The sequence below is a fragment of the Bacteroidales bacterium genome, assembly GCA_014860585.1.
GTDB lineage: Bacteria > Bacteroidota > Bacteroidia > Bacteroidales > 4484-276 > RZYY01.
This window is the reverse complement of the sequence record JACZJL010000027.1, coordinates 1-21436: the sequence shown is the minus strand read 5'-3', so window position 1 is coordinate 21436 and position 21436 is coordinate 1. Positions and strand designations below refer to the sequence as shown.

The window sequence follows — 21436 nt, the reverse complement described above, 5'->3', positions numbered from 1 at the left end:
CCCTGGCCAAAGATGATAACTCATGACCAACTTGTTTCTGATGCTGTAATGAATGAAAAATGATATTTCTTTATCTTATCCATTACATAATCAATTATTTAACTTTTGATTGATGAAGTTTTGATGTAGTGAGATATTGTTTTTGCTGCAACTTTGACGTACAGGAAAATTTGGTGTCGTTTTAAAGGTGAATTAACTTTGCATCAGTTATTTCAAATAGGCTTTGTCAACCTTACAATAAGTTTAGTTCAAAATTTTCGGGTAACATGATTATCAAAATCAAATAGATCAACAAAATTCAATATTTCAATTATTAATGAAAAACCAAGCCATATTTCTGGGAAACAGTGAGATCAATTTTAAACCAATGCCTGTTACAGGGCAATTTGTAGAAATTGATGGGGAGGAATTCTACCAGATAAGGAATTATCATGAAATGCCTGATTTTTTTATCAGCATTGTGAGTGATTCAGACCACTGGATGTTTATCTCAAGCAACGGCTCGGTGTCGGCTGGGCGAAAAGATCGCGATAATGCGCTATTTCCGTATTATACCGACGACAAAATCCATGACTACAAAGGAAAAACCGGAAGCAGGTCTTACTTTCTGGTAAAAAAGGACGGTAAAACATCGCTGTGGGAACCTTTCACCGATAACTCGCTGAGATTTTACAACACTGCCAGAAACATTTACAAGAGTAGTTACGGCAATAAAATCATTTTCGAAGAGATCAATAATGATCTTGGGTTGCGTTTCAGATATGGATGGTACAACAGTGAGCGGTTTGGGTTTGTAAAAGAATCCATACTTGTCAATATTTCGGAGAAACCGGTTTCTGTTGACCTACTGGATGGGCTGAAGAATGTGCTTCCCAGCGGTGTAGGCTACGCATTTCAAAATGAATACAGCAACCTGGTTGACGCCTACAAAAAGAGTGAAAAGGCCGAGGATAGTTCGTTAGGACTGTTTATGCTCAGCGCCATTCCGGTTGACCGCGCCGAACCCAGTGAAGCGCTTTTTGCAACCTCTGTTTGGACAACCGGGTTGGGAGAGATGGTTAATGTTCTGGTTTCGGAACACCAGGTCAATAATTTTATCAGAGGCGAAGCTGTCGAAACTGAAGAAAATATCCGAGGCGCCCGCGGCGCTTATTTTGTCAATTCAAAGATCAGCCTGAAGGCAAACGACCAAAGACGTTGGTTTACAATAGCTGAAATCAACCAGAGCAATACTGATGTGGCCAATCTGGATCATTTTATCCTCAACACCAGGAATCCCGTTGAACTGATCCTTGCTAACATCCTGAAGGGAACAGAAAACCTGAAGCGTATGGTTTCGCTGGCTGATGGTTTTCAGGTAACCAATACCGAGATGTGCTGTGCCCGTCATTATACCAATACCCTCTTTAACATCATGAGGGGTGGTGTTTTTGTAAACAATTATCAGGTAGATAAGGCTGATTTTAAACTCTATCTCTCGCAGATCAATCGTTTACTGAGTAAAGAATTCCAAAACTGGCTCGAAAAACTTCCCGAGAGCTTTACTTATTACGATTTGACAAAACATGCCGAAAAAACCAATAATGCCGATTTGATCAGAATTGCAGGTGAATACCTCCCCCTGACCTTCAGCCGTCGCCATGGCGATCCGAGCCGCCCCTGGAACAGGTTTTCCATCGAAACCAAAAACGAAGATGGTTCGGTGAAATATTACTACGAGGGCAATTGGCGCGACATTTTCCAAAACTGGGAAGCCCTTTGCTACTCATTCCCCGAATTTACTGAAGGCATCATCTCCAAATTCGTAAATTCCTCAACCATTGACGGATACAACCCTTACCGCATTATGCGCGACGGTATTGACTGGGAAGTACCCGAACCCGATGACCCTTGGGCTTATATCGGCTACTGGGGGGATCATCAGATCATATACCTTCAGAAATTGCTCGAACTATCGTTCAATTTCCATCCGGGTAAACTGGAGCGTCTCCTTACAAGCGATATTTACGCCTACGCCAATGTGCCTTACCGGATCAAACCGTTTGAAGATATCATGCGCAACCCAAAGGACACTGTAGTGTTTGATTTCGATCTCAACCATAAGATCAAAACCGAAGCGGCCTACCTCGGCGCAGATGCCAGTTTGCTCAAAAACAAACAGGATAACCAAATCTATAGGGTAAACCTCACCGAAAAAATCCTGGTTCCCCTGCTATCAAAATTGAGCAATTTTATTCCGGAAGCAGGTATTTGGCTCAACACCCAGCGCCCGGAATGGAACGATGCCAACAATGCTTTGGTCGGAAATGGAACATCAATGGTAACACTATATTACCTGCGCCGGTTTCTGCATTTCTGGGATGATAAGCTTAGCAGTGTGTCGTTCAGCAGTGTGAGCATTTCGGAAGAGGTTGCCTCCCTGCTCGAAAATATTCACCAGTTCCTCGATGAAAACACAAAACTGCTCAATGCTAATTTTTCAGGTGCTGACCGCCTTCGCTTTATCGAATTCCTTGGAAAAGCGCATGCAAAGTACCGCAACGAAATCTATACCTACTCTTTTTCAGGTGTGAGACGCCAGATCCCGGTAAAAAATATAGTAGCCTTTTTCAAGGTTTGCCTCCATTACATTGATCATTCCATCAGAGCCAACAGACGTAAAGATGCACTTTATCACGCGTACAATTTAATTTCGGTAAAACAGGATGGAATCGAAATACGCCACCTTTATGAAATGCTCGAAGGACAGGTGGCCGTGCTCAGCTCGGGACTTCTCAGCAGCGAAGAGAACCTCGAAGTACTCAACGCGTTGAAAAAAAGTAACATGTTCAGAGAGGATCAGTACAGCTACATGCTATATCCCAACAGAATTTTGCATAGTTTCATGGAGAAAAACTGGATACCTGAGGAGCTGGTTGAATCATCTGCGTTGCTGAAAAAATTATTAGCTGATAAAAACGCCGACATCATCCAACAGGACGCTCTGGGCGAGTATCACTTCAACAGTACTTTTCGTAATGCCGGTGTGCTTGAGCTGTCTCTGGGAAATTTGAAAGCAAGTGGTTATAGTCAACTGGTTGAGGAGGAAAAGGAGAAAATTCTGGCCATTTACGAAGAAGTTTTCGATCATCAATCATTCACCGGACGATCGGGGACATTTTTCGGTTACGAAGGACTGGGTTCGATATACTGGCACATGGTTTCAAAGCTGCTGCTGGCTGCACAGGAATGTTTTTTCCAGGCCGTGGCTGAAGGCGCCAGTTCTAAAATCATCGGTCAGTTGAAACAGCACTATTACGAAATTAAAGCCGGTATCGGGTTGTATAAAAACCCGGAATTATATGGCGCATTCCCAACGGATGCCCATTCGCACACGCCTGCGAATTCAGGTGCAAAACAACCGGGTCTTACCGGCCAGGTAAAAGAGGATGTGATTGCCCGGCTTGGTGAGCTTGCACTTTCCATTAGCAATGGAAGTATTGTTTTTGAGCCGGCTTTGGTGAATGAGGAAGAAATTCTCGAAAAGAACCAGAAATTTGAATTTTATTCTATAAATGGCGAGCCGGTGCAGTTATCGCTCATCAAAGGACAGATTGGATTTACTTTCTGCCTCACACCAATATTGCTCAACTTTTCAGCAAAAGACACAATCACTGTATTTTATGCCGATGGAAGTACCGAGGAAGTTGCCGGCCGCAAATTGAACCCCCGGATCAGCAGCATGGTCTTCAGCCGAAATGGCGAGATTGAAAGGGTGGAAGTGTCATTAAAAACTAAGAAATAATTTTAGCATAACGTATAATTAAAAACTCAAACAAATTCATTTACTAACTTTAAATTTTAAACCTATGAAGAAGATTCACTTAATCTTAGCCATTGTGTTCTTTGCTGTAACAGCTCAGGCACAATACATTTACAACGATTTTGATGCAAATCAAAACGAAACTTTCCTTGGTTGGCCAAATGCGCCAACTGTTGTAGCCAACCCCAATCCATCCGGCATTAACACCAGTGCCAATGTTGGCCAATGGGTGCGTACCACCGAGCAATGGGCACATGCCTATTTACTTCTTGATGGTAAAATTGATTTTACCACAGGTCAGACTTTTTCGTTAAAAGTATGGTCGCCAATTGCATGCGTCGTCCTTTTTAAGCTGGAAGACAAAAACAATGGCGCCATCTTCGTTGAAGTACCTCAAAACATCACTACTCCCAATCAATGGGTGCAACTGAACTTCAATTTTGCCACTGCTTCTTCAGGAGTTTATGACAAGATTGTCATCTTTTTTGATTTTGCTACCACCACTGATAACACTTTCTTTTTTGATGATGTTACAGGTCCTGAGTACAGCGGAGGTGGTCCTTCCAATCCGGTTGTTCTGCCTGTAACCTTTGAAGATCCTTTGATTAATTACGGCCTGATTGACTTTGGTGGAAATTTCTCTGAGATTGTTACTGATCCAACCAATCCGTCGAATACAGTTGCAAAAACCATCAAAACTGCTCTTGCTGAGCCTTGGGCAGGCACCACTGTCGGCGGTACTGCCGGTTTCCCCACCCCAATTCCCTTTGTTCCCGGCTCAACCTTAATGACTGTGGACGTTTGGTCGCCGACTGCCGGAACGCCGATCCGTTTGAAAGTGGAAGCATACAACGATCCCAACATCAGTGTTGAGACTGAAACAAACACCACAGTTGCCAACGCGTGGGAAACGATTACGTTCGACTTTATGAATGAAGCCCCCGGAACAGCCGAGATCAACTTTGGTTACAGCTACAACAAAGCCTCCATCTTTTTTAACTTTGATACACCTGGCTCAGTTGCCGGCGAACAAACTTATTACTGGGACAACATGGCCTTTGCCGGTGAAAACCCCGAAAAGCCTCTTATGGCAGCAGATGTACAGGACAATTTTGAAAATGACGGCTGGGGAACAATCCCTTCATGGAAATTTCAAGATCCGGAGCTCGTGGATCTTACCATCGTTAATGACCCGTTAAACGCAGCGAACCATGTAGCCAACTATACGCGTTCAGGCTCATTTGAATGGACAAATGCGCAGTTTATCCTTGAACACCGTATGGATTTGACCGTAAGGAATATCTTTCAAATCAGGGTGTTATTCCCTTCTACTAACAATTATACAGGCGGCCTTACCCAAAAAGCAGCAATCAAACTGCAAAACAGCCTTTTGGGTGGAAATGCCTGGACTACACAAACTGAAATATTACAGGACGTCACTGCTCTTGATGAATGGGTAACGTTGCAATTTGACTTCAGCTCCGTTTCCGACAGAACTGATTACGACCAGGTTGTGGTGCAATTTGGCGGTGAAGGACATTTTGTTCCGGCACAATTCTATTTTGATGATATCGAACTGCTCAACCCGGTTGGGATTTCAAGTAATGAAATCTCAAAACTTGATATCAGTCCAAATCCTGCGAATACCTACTTTAGGATAACCAATTCTGATCACCTGAAAACGGTGGAAGTTTTTAATATCACCGGACAAAGGGTGATGAACTTCAACGATGTACCGCAACAGATTTCGGTGAGTAGTTTGCCAAAAGGTATTTATTCGATCAAAGCCACTGGATATGATGGTTTGCAGTATGTTAACAAAGTAGTTGTACAATAAATGGATTATTCCGGCTCAGCAATTAATCACTGAGCCGGAATATTACCTTGTTTTACGGTCAAATCCGGTTTTTAAATCATTATTACATACAAAAGAAATATTATCGAAAATGAAAAATCTGATACTTTCTATCATCATGCTTTTTACGTATGGTGCTTATGCGCAGCAAATTACACATACGATTAACTTCGAGCCCTCAGGCGTAGGGGCAGACTGGCTTTGGGTTGTAGGAGAAAACCTTACTAATCCTCCTTTGGAATTTATCGCCAACCCGGTAATGGGAGGAATCAATACTTCACCTACTGTTGCCAAATTTATTGCCAAGCAAGGTGGAGCCAACTGGGCTCTTTGTTATACCAACGATGACGGCCAGTTTACTTTCGATGCTTCCAATGCTATAGTTAAGATCATGGTTTTCAAACCTAACATCAGCAATATCGGGATGAAATTTGAAGGAGTGAGCCCTGCAGTTGAAATACAAATACCCAATACGCTGATCAATCAATGGCAGGAGATCACTTTTAACTTTTCGGCACACATAGGGAAGACCTTTAACAGGATTGTGATTATCCCTGATTTTGTCACTACGCCGCGCCCAGCCGATCGTATCATATACTTCGACAACATCCAGGTTCCTGATGGCGTAGTGCAGGGGCCACTGCCTGAACCTACCACCGTTCCTCCGCTACCTCCCCACAGCCAGGAAAATGTAATATCCATCTACAGCGAGGCCTATACCAACATTCCGGGAACAAATTTTAACCCAAACTGGGGGCAATCAACCACTGTAACTGTGGACTATCTTGCTGCCGGCAACAAAACGCTGAGATACCAAAACCTGAACTATCAGGGCACCCAATACACCAATCAGGATGTTTCGTTGTACGAATTCCTGCACGTGGATTTCTGGACACCCAATGCAACAGCGTTGGCCTTCAATCTGATCAGTGCCAATCCTACCTCAGAAAAGCCCTTTCCATTAACCATAACCCAGGAAAACTGGGTGAGTGTGGACATTCCGTTGAGTTTTTTCACCCCACCGGTGAATCTTGCCAATGTCTTTCAATTTAAAGTTGTTGGAAACGGTACGGTCTATTTTGACAATTGGTATTTCTGGAAAAACCCGACAGGATTTGCCTCAGATGCTACATTGAGCGACCTGAAGGTGGATGATGTCACTGTGCCTGGCTTTGCTCCTACCGTGTTGAACTACAATGTGGCTTTGCCCTATGGAACCACTATCGTACCTGAAGTTACTGCAACTACAACCAATCCTGCAGCAGCCCTTGTGATTAACCCCGCTCCGGCCCTTCCCGGAACAACTTCGTTGGTTGTTACTTCACAAGATGAAACAACAACGCTGACGTACAATGTCCACTTCACCGTCATGAGTCCTGAGCCCTCAACAGCTCCGCCCATACCGACCCATGCTGCAGAAGACGTGATTTCGATCTACAGCGATGCATACGATGATCAGCCGGGAACCAATTTCAATCCCTTCTGGGGGCAGCAAACCATTGTTACCCTTGATTACTCCATTGCAGGAAACAATACATTAAGATATCAGGGTTTGGATTTCCAGGGAACGGAATTGGTAAGTCTGGATGTTTCTGAATATGAAAATTTCCACCTTGATTTCTGGACTTCCAACTCCACCAGCCTCGAATTCTTTCTGATCAGCCCAGGCCCAATGGAAGAAGGATTTGTTCTGGATATCACCCCCGAAACCTGGGTTAGTATTGACATTCCTTTAGAATCATTCAGTCCGCCTGTTAACCTTTCAGAAATATTTCAATTTAAAGTAGTGGGGAATGGTGATGTATGGTTTGATAACTGGTATTTCTGGAAAAGTCCCGCCGGACCGGGATTCGATGCCACGTTAAGTGATCTTCAGGTAGATGGGGAGACCGTCGAAGGGTTTTCACCTGCTGTTCTAAACTATTCGGTTGTGTTGCCCGAAGGAACAACTGAAGTCCCTGAGGTTACAGCTACAACAACCGACCCATTGGCCAGCCATGTGGTGAACAATGCGGCAGCATTGCCCGGAACAACTGATGTTGTGGTAACATCAGCCAATGGAAGTGTGAATAAAACTTACTCCATTGCCTTCACTGTGGCTGGCGCCGTTCCTTTGTCAGACTATTGCGAAACCGAAGTGTGGCACTTTGGCAATCCCGCCGAACTGGCTTCTGCCATTTATCTCACCATAGCCAATACAGGCGTTGCATCAATGATTGTGGAAATAGAATCTGCAAATGATGATCCCGTTGATCTGCTAATTGTTGAAGGTGGCAGTGGTGCTACTATTTCAGAGGAGAATTTTTCTGTACCTGGAAAAATTAGCAGGACGCTGACCTGGGCAGGAACTCCTCCTGAGGATGTGATCTTAAATGTGTTGTGGAGCAAGGTATCTTTTGGTGGCAACTGGCAATTGAACCAGGCAAATATCACTGTTCCTTTTGCAGCAGTTTGTGAGATTGTAGAGCCTAAGCCTTACCTGGCACTGGATGTTCAGGATAATTTTGAAAACGATGGCTATGCAACTGTTTCTGGCTGGAAATTCCAGGATGCAGACACTCCAACCGATCTGACCATAACCCAGGATCCGGTAAATGCTTCAAACAATGTGGCTGATTATAACCGTTCAGGAAATTTCCTATACACAAATGCCAAAGTCGAACTCGACCATCGAATGGATCTTACTGCCCGCCGCAAGTTTTCGATGAAAGTATATTTCCCTTCCTCGAATAATTACCAGGGTGATCTGACTCCAACGGCAGCCATTAAATTGCAGAACAGCTTACTTGGTGCAAATGCCTGGACAACCCAGACTGAGATTATTCAACCGGTGACTCTTTTTGACCAGTGGGTGACGCTTACCTTTAATTTCATTGAAGCCAAAGATATTGAGGATTATGACCAGATCGTGATTCAACTTGGCGGCGAAGGCCACAACATACCGGCACAGTTTTATTTTGATGATTTCAGACTTTTGGGTCCCATCACAGGTATTGAAGCTAACTTTTCTGCCGAACCTCTCTCCGGATATTCACCCTTGACTGTGCAGTTTACCGATCTCTCAACAGGTTCGCCAACCGGATGGAGATGGGATTTTAATGGTGATGGTGTTATTGACTCACAATTGAAAAATCCTACATACACCTACGAATCACCAGGCAATTACACCGTTTACCTAAAAGCCCAGACAACTTTCCTGTCGGATCAAATCACTAAATACCATTACATCAGCGTTTCTGAACTGGTGCTGCCCGATTATATATACATCGATTTTGATGACAACGTAAATGTTGAATTTTCAGGCTGGCCGAATGACCCGGCAGCAGTTGCAAACCCAGATATTTCAGGGATCAACACCAGCCCGACTGTTGGCTCATGGGAGAGATCGGGCGAGGCCTTTGCCAATATTTATACTTTGCTCGATGCAACGGTGAATTTCAGCAATTCCAGCATCTTCCTGCTGAAAGTTCATGCACCGGTGGCCTGCGAGGTGTTGCTCAAACTGGAGAACTCTACAAATCCTGCCCTTTTCCAGGAACGTACCGCTTCAGTTACAACGCCTGATGTATGGCAGCAACTGATTTTCGACTTTGCCGGTGCTGAGTCTGATCTGTACGATCGTATCATCGTCTTCTTCGATTTTGGCAGCAATACCAACAACACCTTTTTCTTCGATGAACTGATGGGGCCGCCTCCAACCGGCATTGCCCTCTACAAGCCTTTACTTGCGCTTGACGTTCAGGATAATTTCGAAGACGACGGCTATGCTACCATCAGCGAATGGTTTTTCCAGGATCCGGGTCTGATGCCGTTGGTTGTGGTTGCTGATCCTGTTAATGCCGGTAACAATGTGGCTGAATACGACAGATCAGGCACTTTTCAATACACTAATGCGCAGTTTATCCTCGAACACAGGATGGATCTGACGGAGCGGAACAAGTTTGAGATGAAAGTATATTTTCCTTCATCCAACAATTATACCGGCGCTCTTTTACCAAAAATTGAGCTTAAATTGCAAAACAGCCTACTTGGAGCATTAGCCTACACTACACAGTCAGTATTTTATCATGAAGTGAATGATTTTGATCAATGGCTGACCCTTGTTTTCGACTTCAGCTTTGTAGCCGATAGCGTGAATTACGACCAGGTTGTGGTTCAATTTGGGGGCGAAGGTCACCTGGAACCCGGCTTGTTTTATTTTGATGACATCAATTTGCTGGATGTTCCGGTTGAGCAGGCTATTCAGCTCAATGCCGGCTGGAGTGGTATTTCAAGTTATGTGATCCCTGCCAATCCCGCGTTGGAAGATTTACTGGCGCCATTTGAGGATGAATTAATTATCCTTGTTGGCCAGAATGGCTTCTATTATCCCGAAATCGGAACCAACACCCTAATCAATTGGGAACCGCAAAATGGATATGCTGTCAAAATGAACGCTCCTGCACAGATTACTTTCTCAGGCGCAGAAATGGCTGGTTCTACCATAAGTGTTCCATCGGGCTGGTCTTATCTGCCGGTATTGAGCGCCTGCGAAGTTTCGGTGCAGGATTTAACTGATGCCCACAGTGAGATCATCATGATCAAGGAGATCGCCGGATACAATCTTGCATGGCCTGAAAACGGAATCACAACTCTCGGGCAACTTGTCCCCGGCAAAGCATATTATATTTATTCAACTGCCGGTTTCACGCTTACATTCCCGGTTTGTGCTCCTTAATATTGGAACCAATTGATATTTAATATTTTTTAGATAAATAATTTAATTTGAACTAACAAACCTTTAACCTGCAGCAATGCAAAACACAGAAAGGATTTAACAATGAAAAAAACAATAATAATTATCCTGAGCATTCTGCTTATTGCATTGGTGCAGCAAGGGTTTGGACAATTTGTCCAGGTCGGGAACGGTAGCTATACTACCGTTTTCCCCGGCGTGGATCCGGCTGGCAGGAACACTTATCCTTCAGGCACTCCGCACCTGAGCGGAAATGCTGTGGGTAAACCCGTTCCAACCAACGACTGGTGGTCGGCAGTGGCAAAGACCGGCCAGGCCTCCAATCTTTTTAATTATCCTTTTACTATGAAAACGACCCCGCAGGGGCTTTTGGTAACCTACATTCCCTTTGGCCCGATTGACGACATTCAGCCGGTGATTGTGGGCGTTTCAGGTTTGTCAGCCACCACTACCAAGGTTTCTGATTATTCCGACTGGACGGTAACGTTTGACTGGAACGATGGAACGCGTCGTTTCCAGGCTACTGCAGGAGTTGGAATGCCATTTTTGTATTTTACCAAAAATCAGAGCGACGTGGCCCGGGTAACAGTGAATCAGGGTACAGTGACCGTTTCCAATGAAATGATCCTCGTGGTGGATGCGCGCAACGGCGCCGATTTCGCCATTTACGCTCCCACCGGCAGTACATGGACACAAACGGGTAACGTTTACACTTCAGACCTGAACGGTAAAAATTACTGGTCGCTCGCTTTTATTCCGCTCACTGCCTCTAACGTTGCTGCAGTGGCCAATGAATACAAGCAATACGCTTATGTGTTTCCGGTAAATACCACAGCCAATTACAGTTACAATGAAAGCACTTCGGTGATGCGAACCGATTTTGAGGTTGAGACCGACATAAAAGAGGGCGCCAACACCAACATGCTGCTCGGACTCTTGCCGCACCAGTGGGCTAACCTGGCTGCCGACTCGCCGGTTCCTGACCGATACAGTTATGCGGTAATTCGTGGTGAAATGAAAACTATGGCCGGCAACAGTTTCAGTGTGGAAAATACATTTAATGGTGTCCTCCCCACTATGCCTTATGTTGATTTTTACAGCGAAGGATTCTCTCCCCTTGAATTAACCGAGAAAGTTGAAAGTCTCGAAAATTCGGTAATGGCCACCTGGACTGACTCTTACAACGAAGGCCAGATTTTTAACCAACTTCTGCAAACAGCCCGCATTGCCGATTTGATGGGAAATCTCGAATCGCGAAACAAAATGCTGAATACCATCAAAACACGTTTGGAGGACTGGTTCAAGGCAGAGCCGGGTGAAGTGGCTTTTTTGTTTTACTACAATTCCACCTGGTCGGCAATGATTGGCTATCCGGCGGGGCACGGACAGGACGGCGGGTTGAATGATCACCATTTCCACTGGGGTTATTTTATCCAGGCCTGCGCTTTTGTAGAACAATACGAGCCGGGTTGGGCTGAGGGCTGGGGCGGTATGGTGAATTTGCTTGTTCGCGATGCAGCTGCGGCTGACCGAAACGATCCGATGTTTCCTTACCTGCGAAACTTTAATCCTTATACCGGCCACAGTTGGGCCGATGGTTTTGCCATTTACCCGCAGGGGAATAACCAGGAGTCAAGTTCCGAAGCGATGGTCTTCGCTTCAGCGCTGATCAACTGGGGTGCTGCAATTGGGGATGACGCCATACGCGACCTGGGAATTTATATTTACACCACCGAATACACCGGCATTGAAGAATACTACATGGACATGAATCACCGAAACTTCCCCCCAACTCAGCAATATGCCCTAATCTCCCGTCTTTGGGGGAATGCTTACGACAACCAGACTTTTTGGACCGGGGATATTGCCGCTTCTTACGGTATCGAAATTTATCCAATTCAGGGTGGCTCGCTTTACCTTGGGCTGAATGCTGCTTATGCCCTGGAGCTGTGGAGCGAAGTGGCAGCCAACACCGGCATCCTGAATAACGAACCCAATCCAAACCTCTGGCACGACGAGTGGTGGAAATTCCTGGCTTTCATTGACCCTTCTCAGGCCATTGAAATGTACAATTCGTATCCCGATCGACAATTAAAATTCGGCGTTTCCGATGCCCAGACCTATCACTGGGTGCATGCCATGAATGCTTTAGGGAAAGTAAATGCCGGAATAACTGCTGATTACCCCATCGCTGCTGCATTTCACCTGGATGGAAACACAAACTACGTGGCCAACAATTATTCAGGATCGCCCATCACTGTGACTTTTTCCGACGGATACCAACTGGCAGTCCCGGCAAGAAAAATGGTGACCAGTCTCGATTGCGCCCTCACCGGGGTCATTGCTACTCCTTTTCAGCAGGCTTATATTGGTGGATCGGTTGAACTGAATTTAACAGTTTCGGGTGGTACACCAACAAAAGTTGAATTTATGGATGGCGCCAATTCTATCGGAATTATTACCTCGCCACCCTTCAACTTTAACGCCACCAATCTACAATTTGGGATTCATAGCTTTTATGCTAAAATATATGATGGAGACCGGTTCAACATCACCAATATGGTAAAAGTACAGGTTGGCGATCAATACCCTTATGGCGGAACCGCTTCAACCATTCCAGGCGTCATCCAGCCCGGGAACTACGATTTTTACATTGGCGGGAAAGGACAGAATATTGCTTACTTCGATGCAACAGCCAACAATGAGGGCGATTACAGAACCGACGAATCTGTGGATGCTTTTTTAGATCCCAATGAAGGGGCAACTGTAGAATATATTATATCCGGAGAATGGCTTGAATACACCGTGAACGTTGCCCAATCGGGTCTTTATTCACTCGCATTCCGCTATGCCTCCAACAATTCGGCGGGTGGCGGTCCATTTCACCTCGAGTTGGATGGCCAGGCCATTACCGGTCCGATCGCCGTTACATCAACATCGGGATGGGATATCTGGGCTACCAAAACAGTTACCGGAATTCCGTTTACACCAGGCGAACACCTGCTTCGGGTTGCGTTTTCAAATGGAGAGTTTAATTTTGGAAAAATGACCTTTACCCGAACAGGAGACCTTAATTTTACCTATCCGATTGCCCATGCCGGGGATGATTTTAAGGTCGTTCTCCCATTAAATTCAGCAACGCTCGATGGCTCTGCAAGTACCGAGTCGGGCGGAAATCCACTCACTTTTGAATGGTCGCAGAATTATGGCCCATCTGTTGTAATTTTTTCAGATCCAACTGCAGTAAATCCAACAATCAATGGGCTTGTGGAGGGCGTTTACAGTTTCAGGCTTCAGGTTGCGAACCCCGATTTACGCACCGATTTTGATGACGTTCTTGTCATGGTAACGCCATTCGAGAATACTCCACCAACTGTAGCGTTGATTTCTCCTGCGAATAACGCAGTTTTTACCGAAGGAAAACCTGTTACCATCACCGCTATGGCCAGCGATTTTGACGGAACAGTTCAGAAAGTTGAGTTCTTTGCCAATGATGTGCTGATCAGCACGATAACTTCTGCACCATACACTTATCAGTGGTTCCCCTATGAAGGCGATTATGTACTTGTAGCTAAAGCCACCGATAACGAAGGGGCAGAAAGTACCTCACAACCGGTGAACATCACCGTTGATCCGCTGATGCTTTGTTCGGGAACTTCCACCGCAGCATCGCAGGGCACATTCACCGACGGCTACAAATGGACTTACGAAACCGTCGGAACCAATGTGGTCATCCATTTTGAATTGTTTGATAACAAAATCGGCGTTGTGGCTTACTTGTGGAAACAAAATCCATTCACCGAAATCCCAATGACCCATGTAAGCGGAAGACTTTTCGTAGCAACGATCAGCGGCCAGACAATAGGCGAAACCATCAGCTATGCCTGTAAGTTTGCCTACCAGGGTGGAATGTCTGTAACAACTTACATCCAATACGTAGTCGGATCGAATTGCACGGCGGTGGGTGTTGAAAATCCATCGGCATCGCCATTATCATTTTATCCAAACCCGGTTACCAATGAATTGTATTTCAGTAATATCAATGATGTAGCTCAGATTTCAATTTACGATTTGTGGGGAAAACTGGTTTTAACCAAAAACAATATTGCCACTGGTGAAAAACTGGATGTCAGTATGTTGGGCAAAGGAGTTTATTTCATTAGGGTCGAAGACGAATTTACGATCAGAACAGGCAAATTAGTGAAACAATAGAACGCCGGCGTCAATTTTATTAAATCAATTCAGAGAGAAAGTTTACTTTTGATAAATTTACAGGTAATTTAGTTTAATCAATTTATTTTCAATCAATTAAAATTTAAAGCTTATGAAAAATGTATTACTTGCATTAATGATGCTATTTGCGCTTCACACGTTTGCGCAAAGCACGCACACCATTGACTTTGAACCGGGTGGTACCGGTGCAGACTGGACGTGGAATGTGGGAGAGAATGCCGACAATCCACCACTTGAGTTTACTGCTAATCCGGATAACTCAGGCCTCAACACAAGCGCTACGGCAGCTAAATTTACAGTACGTCAATTTGGAAATCCCTGGGCATTGTGCTTGACCAGTGGCGATGGAGAGTTCACTTTTGACGCAACCAACTCCATTGTCAAGATCATGGTTTACAAACCCAACATCAGCAACGTTGGGATGAAGTTCGAAGGGTTAAGCGGCGCCATCGAGATACAGGTGCCCAACACGCTGATTAATCAATGGGAAGAAATTACGTTCGACTTCTCTGGAAAAATCGGAAGCACTTACAGCCTCATTGTAATAATTCCCGATTTTGATTTTACAGCTCGTCCGGGCGACCGTATTATCTACTTTGACAATATCCAGGTACCTGACGGTTTTCTTGCCCCTCCTCCGCCCGAGCCAACAACTGCTCCTCTAATCCCGCCTCACGCTCAGGAAAATGTACTTTCGATTTATTCTGATGCTTATGCCAATCTGCCCGGGACCAACTTCAATCCTAACTGGTCGCAGGTCACACAAGTGACAGTTGATTATGTTGCAGCAGGAAATAATACTTTACGTTACATGAATCTCAACTACCAGGGAACTCAATTCGGATCCAATCAGGATGTTTCGGGTTATGAGTATATCCATGTGGACTTTTGGACGCCAAATTCAACGCTGTTGAGATTTTTCGTGATCAGCCCGGGCGCTGAAACTTTCTATACACTTCCAATTACAGCTGAAACATGGGTAAGTGTGGATATCCCATTGACCCATTTCGTCCCACCGGTGAACCTTGCCGACGTTTTCCAATTTAAGGTAGATGGAAACGGAACCGTATTTTTCGACAACTGGTATTTCTGGAAAAATCCGTCCAACACGCTGGCAGATGCTACCCTCAGCGATCTCCAGGTGGATGGAACTACCGTTCCGGGATTTGCCCCGAATATTTTCAGCTACGATGTTGAGTTGCCATTCGGTACAACCGAAGTACCTGTAGTCACCGCAACAACCACCAATCCTGCTGCAAGTCATGTTGTGAATCCCGCAGCAGCATTACCCGGCACTACCGAAGTAGTTGTTACTGCTGAGGATGAAGAAACTATGCAGACCTATGCAGTCAATTTCACCGTGGCCGGACCCGTTCCAACATCCGCTTATTGCGAAACATTGGTTTATCATTTTGGAATTACAGCAGAATTGCCATCGGCAGTCTTTTTGACCATTACAAATCTGGATGCTTCATCTATGCTTGTAGAGGTTTCATCTGCAAATGCCGATCCGGTAGATTTGTTAATCGTAACCGGTGGAAGCGGCGCCGCTGTTTCGGGCGAAAATACTTCTGTTCCGGGAAAAATCAGCCGGACATTGTCATGGGTAGGTACTCCTCCCTCCGATGTTACACTGAACGTCTTATGGAGCAAAGTTTCTTTTGAAGGGAACTGGATGTTAAGTCAGGGCGACATCACCGTGCCGTTTGAAGCAGTTTGTGAGCCTGCCGGTCCTGCTGCAATCACCTTCCGGGTCGACATGTCGGAATATGCCGGAGAGTTCACCAATGTTTATGTCAGTGGCTCCTTCAACGGCTGGTCGGGCGATGCCAATCAACTGCTTGACCCTGATATGGATGATGTTTATGAAGCCGAGCTTTTATTGGAAAATGGAAATTATGAATATAAATTTACCCTTGACAACTGGAACGTTCAGGAAGAGTTTCAGGGAGGTGAGCCTTGTGTGATTACATCAGGTGGATACCACAACAGAGCCCTCACAGTGACCGGGAGCACCGCTCTGCCATTGGTTTGCTGGAACAGTTGCTATGCCTGCGGCGAAGAACCCCAACCAAAAAATGTCACCTTCAGGGTTGATTTGGCTTATTTCAGCGGAAATTATTCAAATGTTTATGTCAGTGGAAACTTTAATGGATGGTGCGGCGACTGCAACCAAATGACCGACCCGGATATGGACGGAGTTTATGAAACCACCCTCTCGTTGATGGATGGCATGTATGAATATAAATTTACCATGGACAACTGGGCCATTCAGGAAGAATTTATGCCCGGCGAACCATGTACGATGACAACTGGCCCTTACACCAACCGCGTGCTGACGGTTGATGCTGATGTTGTTCTGACGGCTGTTTGCTGGAACAGTTGCGACATCTGCCCCGACTACACCGCAGGCTGGCATGGCATTTCGAGCAATGTAATCCCTGAAGAAAGAGTAGCTTTGGAAGATCTCTTTGCACCAATCATCGATGATATGGTTATCCTGCTTTCAAACACCGGGATTTTCTGGCCATCACAAAACATCAACACCATTGGCGAATGGGATACCTATAAAGGATACAAAGTGAAATTCTCCTCAGGTGTTAATTTTGAATTTACCGGCGCTGAACTTACCGACAGAACGGTTAGCTTTGAACCAGGAACCCATTTTGTGCCTGTTCTGAGCGAAGGACCTGCCAGCGTCAACGACGTGGTTGTGCCGCTCGGCGCTGCTGTTGACTTTATGTTCGACATCACCAACGCTCTGATTTACTGGCCTTATGGCGGTATTGTTCCCGGAGTTCCGTCCGCACTCGAAACGCTTTATCCTGGTTTTGCTTACCTGACAAAATTTGCCCAACCTGCTACACTCGACTTCGGAACTGTGCCGCCAAAATCGGCAGTTCATCCAACATTGTCTAAAACGATCAACATAACTACCTGGAATGACGCCAGATCAACCGGCATGCAGCACATCATTTCGGTAAATGCTACACAACTTCTTTCCGGTGATTTTGTCGGCGTATTTGATGCTTTCGGAACCTGTGTCGGTTTGGCTCAATACAAAGGCGAAGGACAAGTATTGCCCCTGGTGGTTTATGGCAATGACATCACAACCGAAGCAAAAGATGGTCTGATGCAAAATGAGCAGATGTCGTTCAGGATTTTCAGAAATGGAACTGAAATGGCTGTTACTCCCATATTTGATCAAAGCCTTGCCAACTGTGATGGAACCTTTGCCGAAAACGGCCTTTCTGTCATTACCGGATTCAAGATGGGTGCAACCGGAATTAATGAAGTTCAAACCGCTTCATTTGCCGTTTATCCAAACCCGGGAACAGGAGTCTTTACCCTGGCAACCGATATCGAAGGCAACTATGACGTGATGGTTACCAACATTCAGGGACAACAGGTGTATTCAGCTAAAATGAACGGAACCGCAACGATCAATCTTACCGATCAGGCTAAAGGGATTTACTTCGTCCGCCTCTCGAACGCAGTAAATACGCTTGTGAAGAAGATTGTGATTGAATAATCATTGGATTTTTGAATAAGTGATGGAGTGTGCGCCTGCCAGGTGCATGCTCCATTTTTTTTGTTTCTGTTTATTAATCAATACATTAGACACAATAGAAAATAATTAGTATCTGCCAGAAAACTCCATAAATTTGATTTTCAACGATTTATTTACCCCGCCCTTCCCATAGGGATCCCTTCGGGAAAAGGGAGTAAATCGTTGAAAATCATTGCTCCCGGAGTTTATCCCGAGACTTCGGGAGGGTTGGGGTAAAAAATGATTTTCAACTTTAATAGTTTTCTGGCAGAGACTAATTACAAAAGGGATACTAATGTGCCCTATTGTGCCTATTGTGGTGTGGTTTTATACCTCATTTTCAGGTACTCATTATTGTCAAGAGCCTGATTTTTAAAAAGATCAAACCGTTTAAGTTTAAATGAATGACAAGAAATTTTATCACAGCGATACTTTTGGTGATTGCCTTTCAGCCGATTTTATCCGCACAAACTATCGAAATTAGCTCATTTCCTGAATTTAGTCAACAAGGGCTGCTTCATGGTAAAACAGATGTGACCAATCCCGGTAATTACTTTATTGTTTGTTATGTATTTGTCCAGGAGGCCGGCGGCTGGTGGGGGCCAAAGCCTTCGACAGCAAACCCGTTGACACCGGTAAACCCAGATGGGACGTTTTCCATACAGTTTATCTCGGGTGGAAACGATCACTATTGCACACGTTTTTTTGTTTGTCTCTGGCAAAATGGCACCCCCAATCCGCCCTTTGTCGGCGGTGGAAATCTTCCGGGTTTCCTGTTCGGTTTGCCTTATGATGTTGTCGCCCGACCGCACGGCAGCCGCCGGATCACCTGGCCAGACAGCAGGTATAACTGGGTGGTAAAAGAAACTTTTGATAACAATCCGGTTGGTCCGGGTAACAATTTATTTTCTGCCGGCGCCCAAAATGTCTGGATTGATGCCAACAACCAGTTGCATCTGAAAATCACCAAACAAAATGGGGCGTATTACAGCTCCGAAATCATTGCCGACACTGCGTTGGGTTACGGAAAATACCATTTTGTATACAACAGCAATCCCAATGTACTTGATCCGAAAACCGTTTTTGGTTTTTTTACCTGGGACGATGTCAGCCCATTGTCGCAAAACCCAAACAGCTACTACCGCGAGATTGACTTTGAGTTTTCCCGTTGGGGCAATGCCGGTGACCCCACCAATGCCCAGTTTGTGATACAGCCCTGGGAGCCGGCCGGGAACCTGCTGCGCTACAATGCCGGAACCAATTTCGGCACAATTCACTCCTTCAGTTGGTACAGGGATTCAGTGGTTTTTGTCAGCCTCAATCCCGACTCATCATTAATCAAGAAGTGGGTTTATACCGGGAATTATCTGCCGGAACCGGGAAAAGAAAACCTCAGGATCAACCTGTGGCTGACCGCTCAAAACCCAACAATACAGGACGAAATCATCCTCTCCGATTATGGTTTCAGCTACCTGCTGGATGCGCCTGCGAATTTTGCAGCTTCGAAGTGTTCGGGAGAGAAAATAACTTTGTCCTGGCAGGCGAATGAAAATCACTATTACAAGGTTTATAGGTCGGAAAGCCCGGATTTATCCAATTCATTGCCTCTTTCCCCAGGTTGGTTCCAGGGCAATACTTTTGATGATGTAAATATTGAATCAGAGAAATGGTATTACTACGCCGTCCGTAGCGCCGATAACCCCGACGGCTCAAATATTTCGGGCTATCTGTCCGAACTCTCCATTCCCGACTCAGGGATTGTTTGCGCCAGCCAAACCATTCAGCTTTCAGCCAACTGGTCGGGGATTTCAAGTAACATCAACCCGGTGTATAACAATCTCGATACCCTTTTCACACAACTGGGCAACGACCTGATCATTTTGCAGACTCAAAACGGCGTCTATTATCCTGCAACCGGCCAGAACTCAATAGGAAACTGGGATTACAAGAAGGGATATTTTATCAAAACAACCAACCCGGGTCAGTTGCATTTTTCCGGCTTTTCGGCTATTGACAAAACCCTCACGCTTCAACCGGGCTGGAACCTGATTCCGGTGCTTTCGGAGTGCCCGGTGGAAATTGAGGAACTCTTTGCAGGTTCAGGACTCGTGATGGTCAAACAAATTGCCGGCAATGAACTTTACTGGCCCGATTATGAAATTTTTACCCTGACAAACCTACAGCCTGGCAGCGCCTATTTTGTGTTGATGAACGAAGAAACTTTGATCACTTTTCCTGAGTGTGCAAAATGAAAATGATTTGAATTAAAACCTGTTACCTCCGATTCAGAGATAAAACTACCGGCCGCGTTGAATTTCGATTAAAAACTATCTTTGACCCAAAAAAAATCAGCATAAAAGCGAAGACCATAATCAGGAGAAAGATGAAGAGTGAAAATGAGAACAGAGGGCTAATTAAAAACGATGATTTGAGACCAGGCAATCGTTTAGCGAAGCAGTTGCATTTTTCCTTTGCAGTTTTGACCTTGTGTTTGTCCGCCACAAATCAAACAACAGATTATTTGCCATGAAACGGATAACCTATATGAGCCGCCTGGCCGCTCCTTTGCCGGATGCCGAGTTGGAGGAAATCGGGGCTATTTCCGGTCGAAATAACCAACAGAAAAATATTACGGGCGTCCTGATTTATTTTGGGGAGCTTTTCTTCCAGATCATCGAAGGGGAGGATGAAACCCTGGCTGAGTTGTATGAGAAAATTTTGGCTGACCCGCGGCATACTGATATTGTTTGTCTTAAAACCGAGCCGGATATTGAAGATCGGCATTTTCCTGAATGGTCAATGACTACCATCAATCTGGATCATTCCGCGAATGCGCTCATCCGCCCGGTTCGGATTTTGCTCAACAGCCTGGTGGAATCCCACGGGGTTATCGAAAAATACACCCAATCAGCCGTGCTTCGTATGATCAATGCAGGGCTCAATCCCTTACATGTTCAGCCCCGGAAAGTAGAGAAGATTGTTCTGTTGAGCGATATCTTCTCTTTTTCATTAATGAGTGAAAAGTTGCCGGTGGAGGATCTCAGCAAACTGGTAAATCAATATTTTGAGATTTGTACGCAGGTACTTAGCCGGCAAGGGGGCGAGGTTACCAAATTCATTGGCGACAGTGTGTTGGCCTATTTTGAGCCGGATCAGGCAGATGTGGCTGTTCAGGCCAGCCTGGAGATATTGGAAGAACTTGAGCGCTTGCGGCAAGCGGCGCCTTCCGATAGTGTGCTGCGCCTGCTCTATTGTGGCATT

7 protein-coding genes are annotated in these 21436 nt (G+C 45.2%); all 7 read left to right on the top strand.

Annotated features, from left to right (window positions below):
• Window positions 1-316 precede the first annotated feature (316 nt).
• Complete coding sequence (locus tag IH598_02850) at window positions 317-3784, top strand: hypothetical protein (GenBank protein ID MBE0637437.1); 3468 nt, start codon at window positions 317-319, stop codon at window positions 3782-3784.
• A 64-nt stretch (window positions 3785-3848) separates the two neighbouring features.
• A complete protein-coding gene (locus IH598_02845) occupies window positions 3849-5639 on the top strand; it encodes a T9SS type A sorting domain-containing protein (protein ID MBE0637436.1) in 1791 nt (596 codons plus the stop codon).
• A 2230-nt stretch (window positions 5640-7869) separates the two neighbouring features.
• A complete protein-coding gene (locus IH598_02840; GenBank protein ID MBE0637435.1) occupies window positions 7870-10374 on the top strand; it encodes a PKD domain-containing protein in 2505 nt (834 codons plus the stop codon).
• Between the two features lie 102 nt (window positions 10375-10476).
• Entirely contained in the window at window positions 10477-14604 is a 4128-nt protein-coding gene (locus tag IH598_02835) for a T9SS type A sorting domain-containing protein (protein MBE0637434.1), read from the top strand.
• Window positions 14605-14716: 112 nt separating this feature from the next.
• Window positions 14717-18157, top strand: a complete 3441-nt coding sequence (locus IH598_02830; protein ID MBE0637433.1) for a T9SS type A sorting domain-containing protein — start codon at window positions 14717-14719, stop codon at window positions 18155-18157.
• 422 nt (window positions 18158-18579) lie between these two features.
• Entirely contained in the window at window positions 18580-20427 is a 1848-nt protein-coding gene (locus IH598_02825; GenBank protein MBE0637432.1) for a hypothetical protein, read from the top strand.
• A gap of 274 nt (window positions 20428-20701) precedes the next feature.
• Window positions 20702-21436, top strand: a 735-nt coding sequence (locus tag IH598_02820; GenBank protein MBE0637431.1) for a BLUF domain-containing protein, incomplete at its 3' end; no start/stop codon positions are given.

Coding starts and splice junctions, on each gene's coding strand:
- IH598_02850 (MBE0637437.1), top strand. CDS start 317: ATGAAAAACCAAGCCATATTTCTGGGAAACAGTGAGATCAATTTTAAA.
- IH598_02845 (MBE0637436.1), top strand. CDS start 3,849: ATGAAGAAGATTCACTTAATCTTAGCCATTGTGTTCTTTGCTGTAACA.
- IH598_02840 (MBE0637435.1), top strand. CDS start 7,870: ATGATTGTGGAAATAGAATCTGCAAATGATGATCCCGTTGATCTGCTA.
- IH598_02835 (MBE0637434.1), top strand. CDS start 10,477: ATGAAAAAAACAATAATAATTATCCTGAGCATTCTGCTTATTGCATTG.
- IH598_02830 (MBE0637433.1), top strand. CDS start 14,717: ATGAAAAATGTATTACTTGCATTAATGATGCTATTTGCGCTTCACACG.
- IH598_02825 (MBE0637432.1), top strand. CDS start 18,580: ATGACAAGAAATTTTATCACAGCGATACTTTTGGTGATTGCCTTTCAG.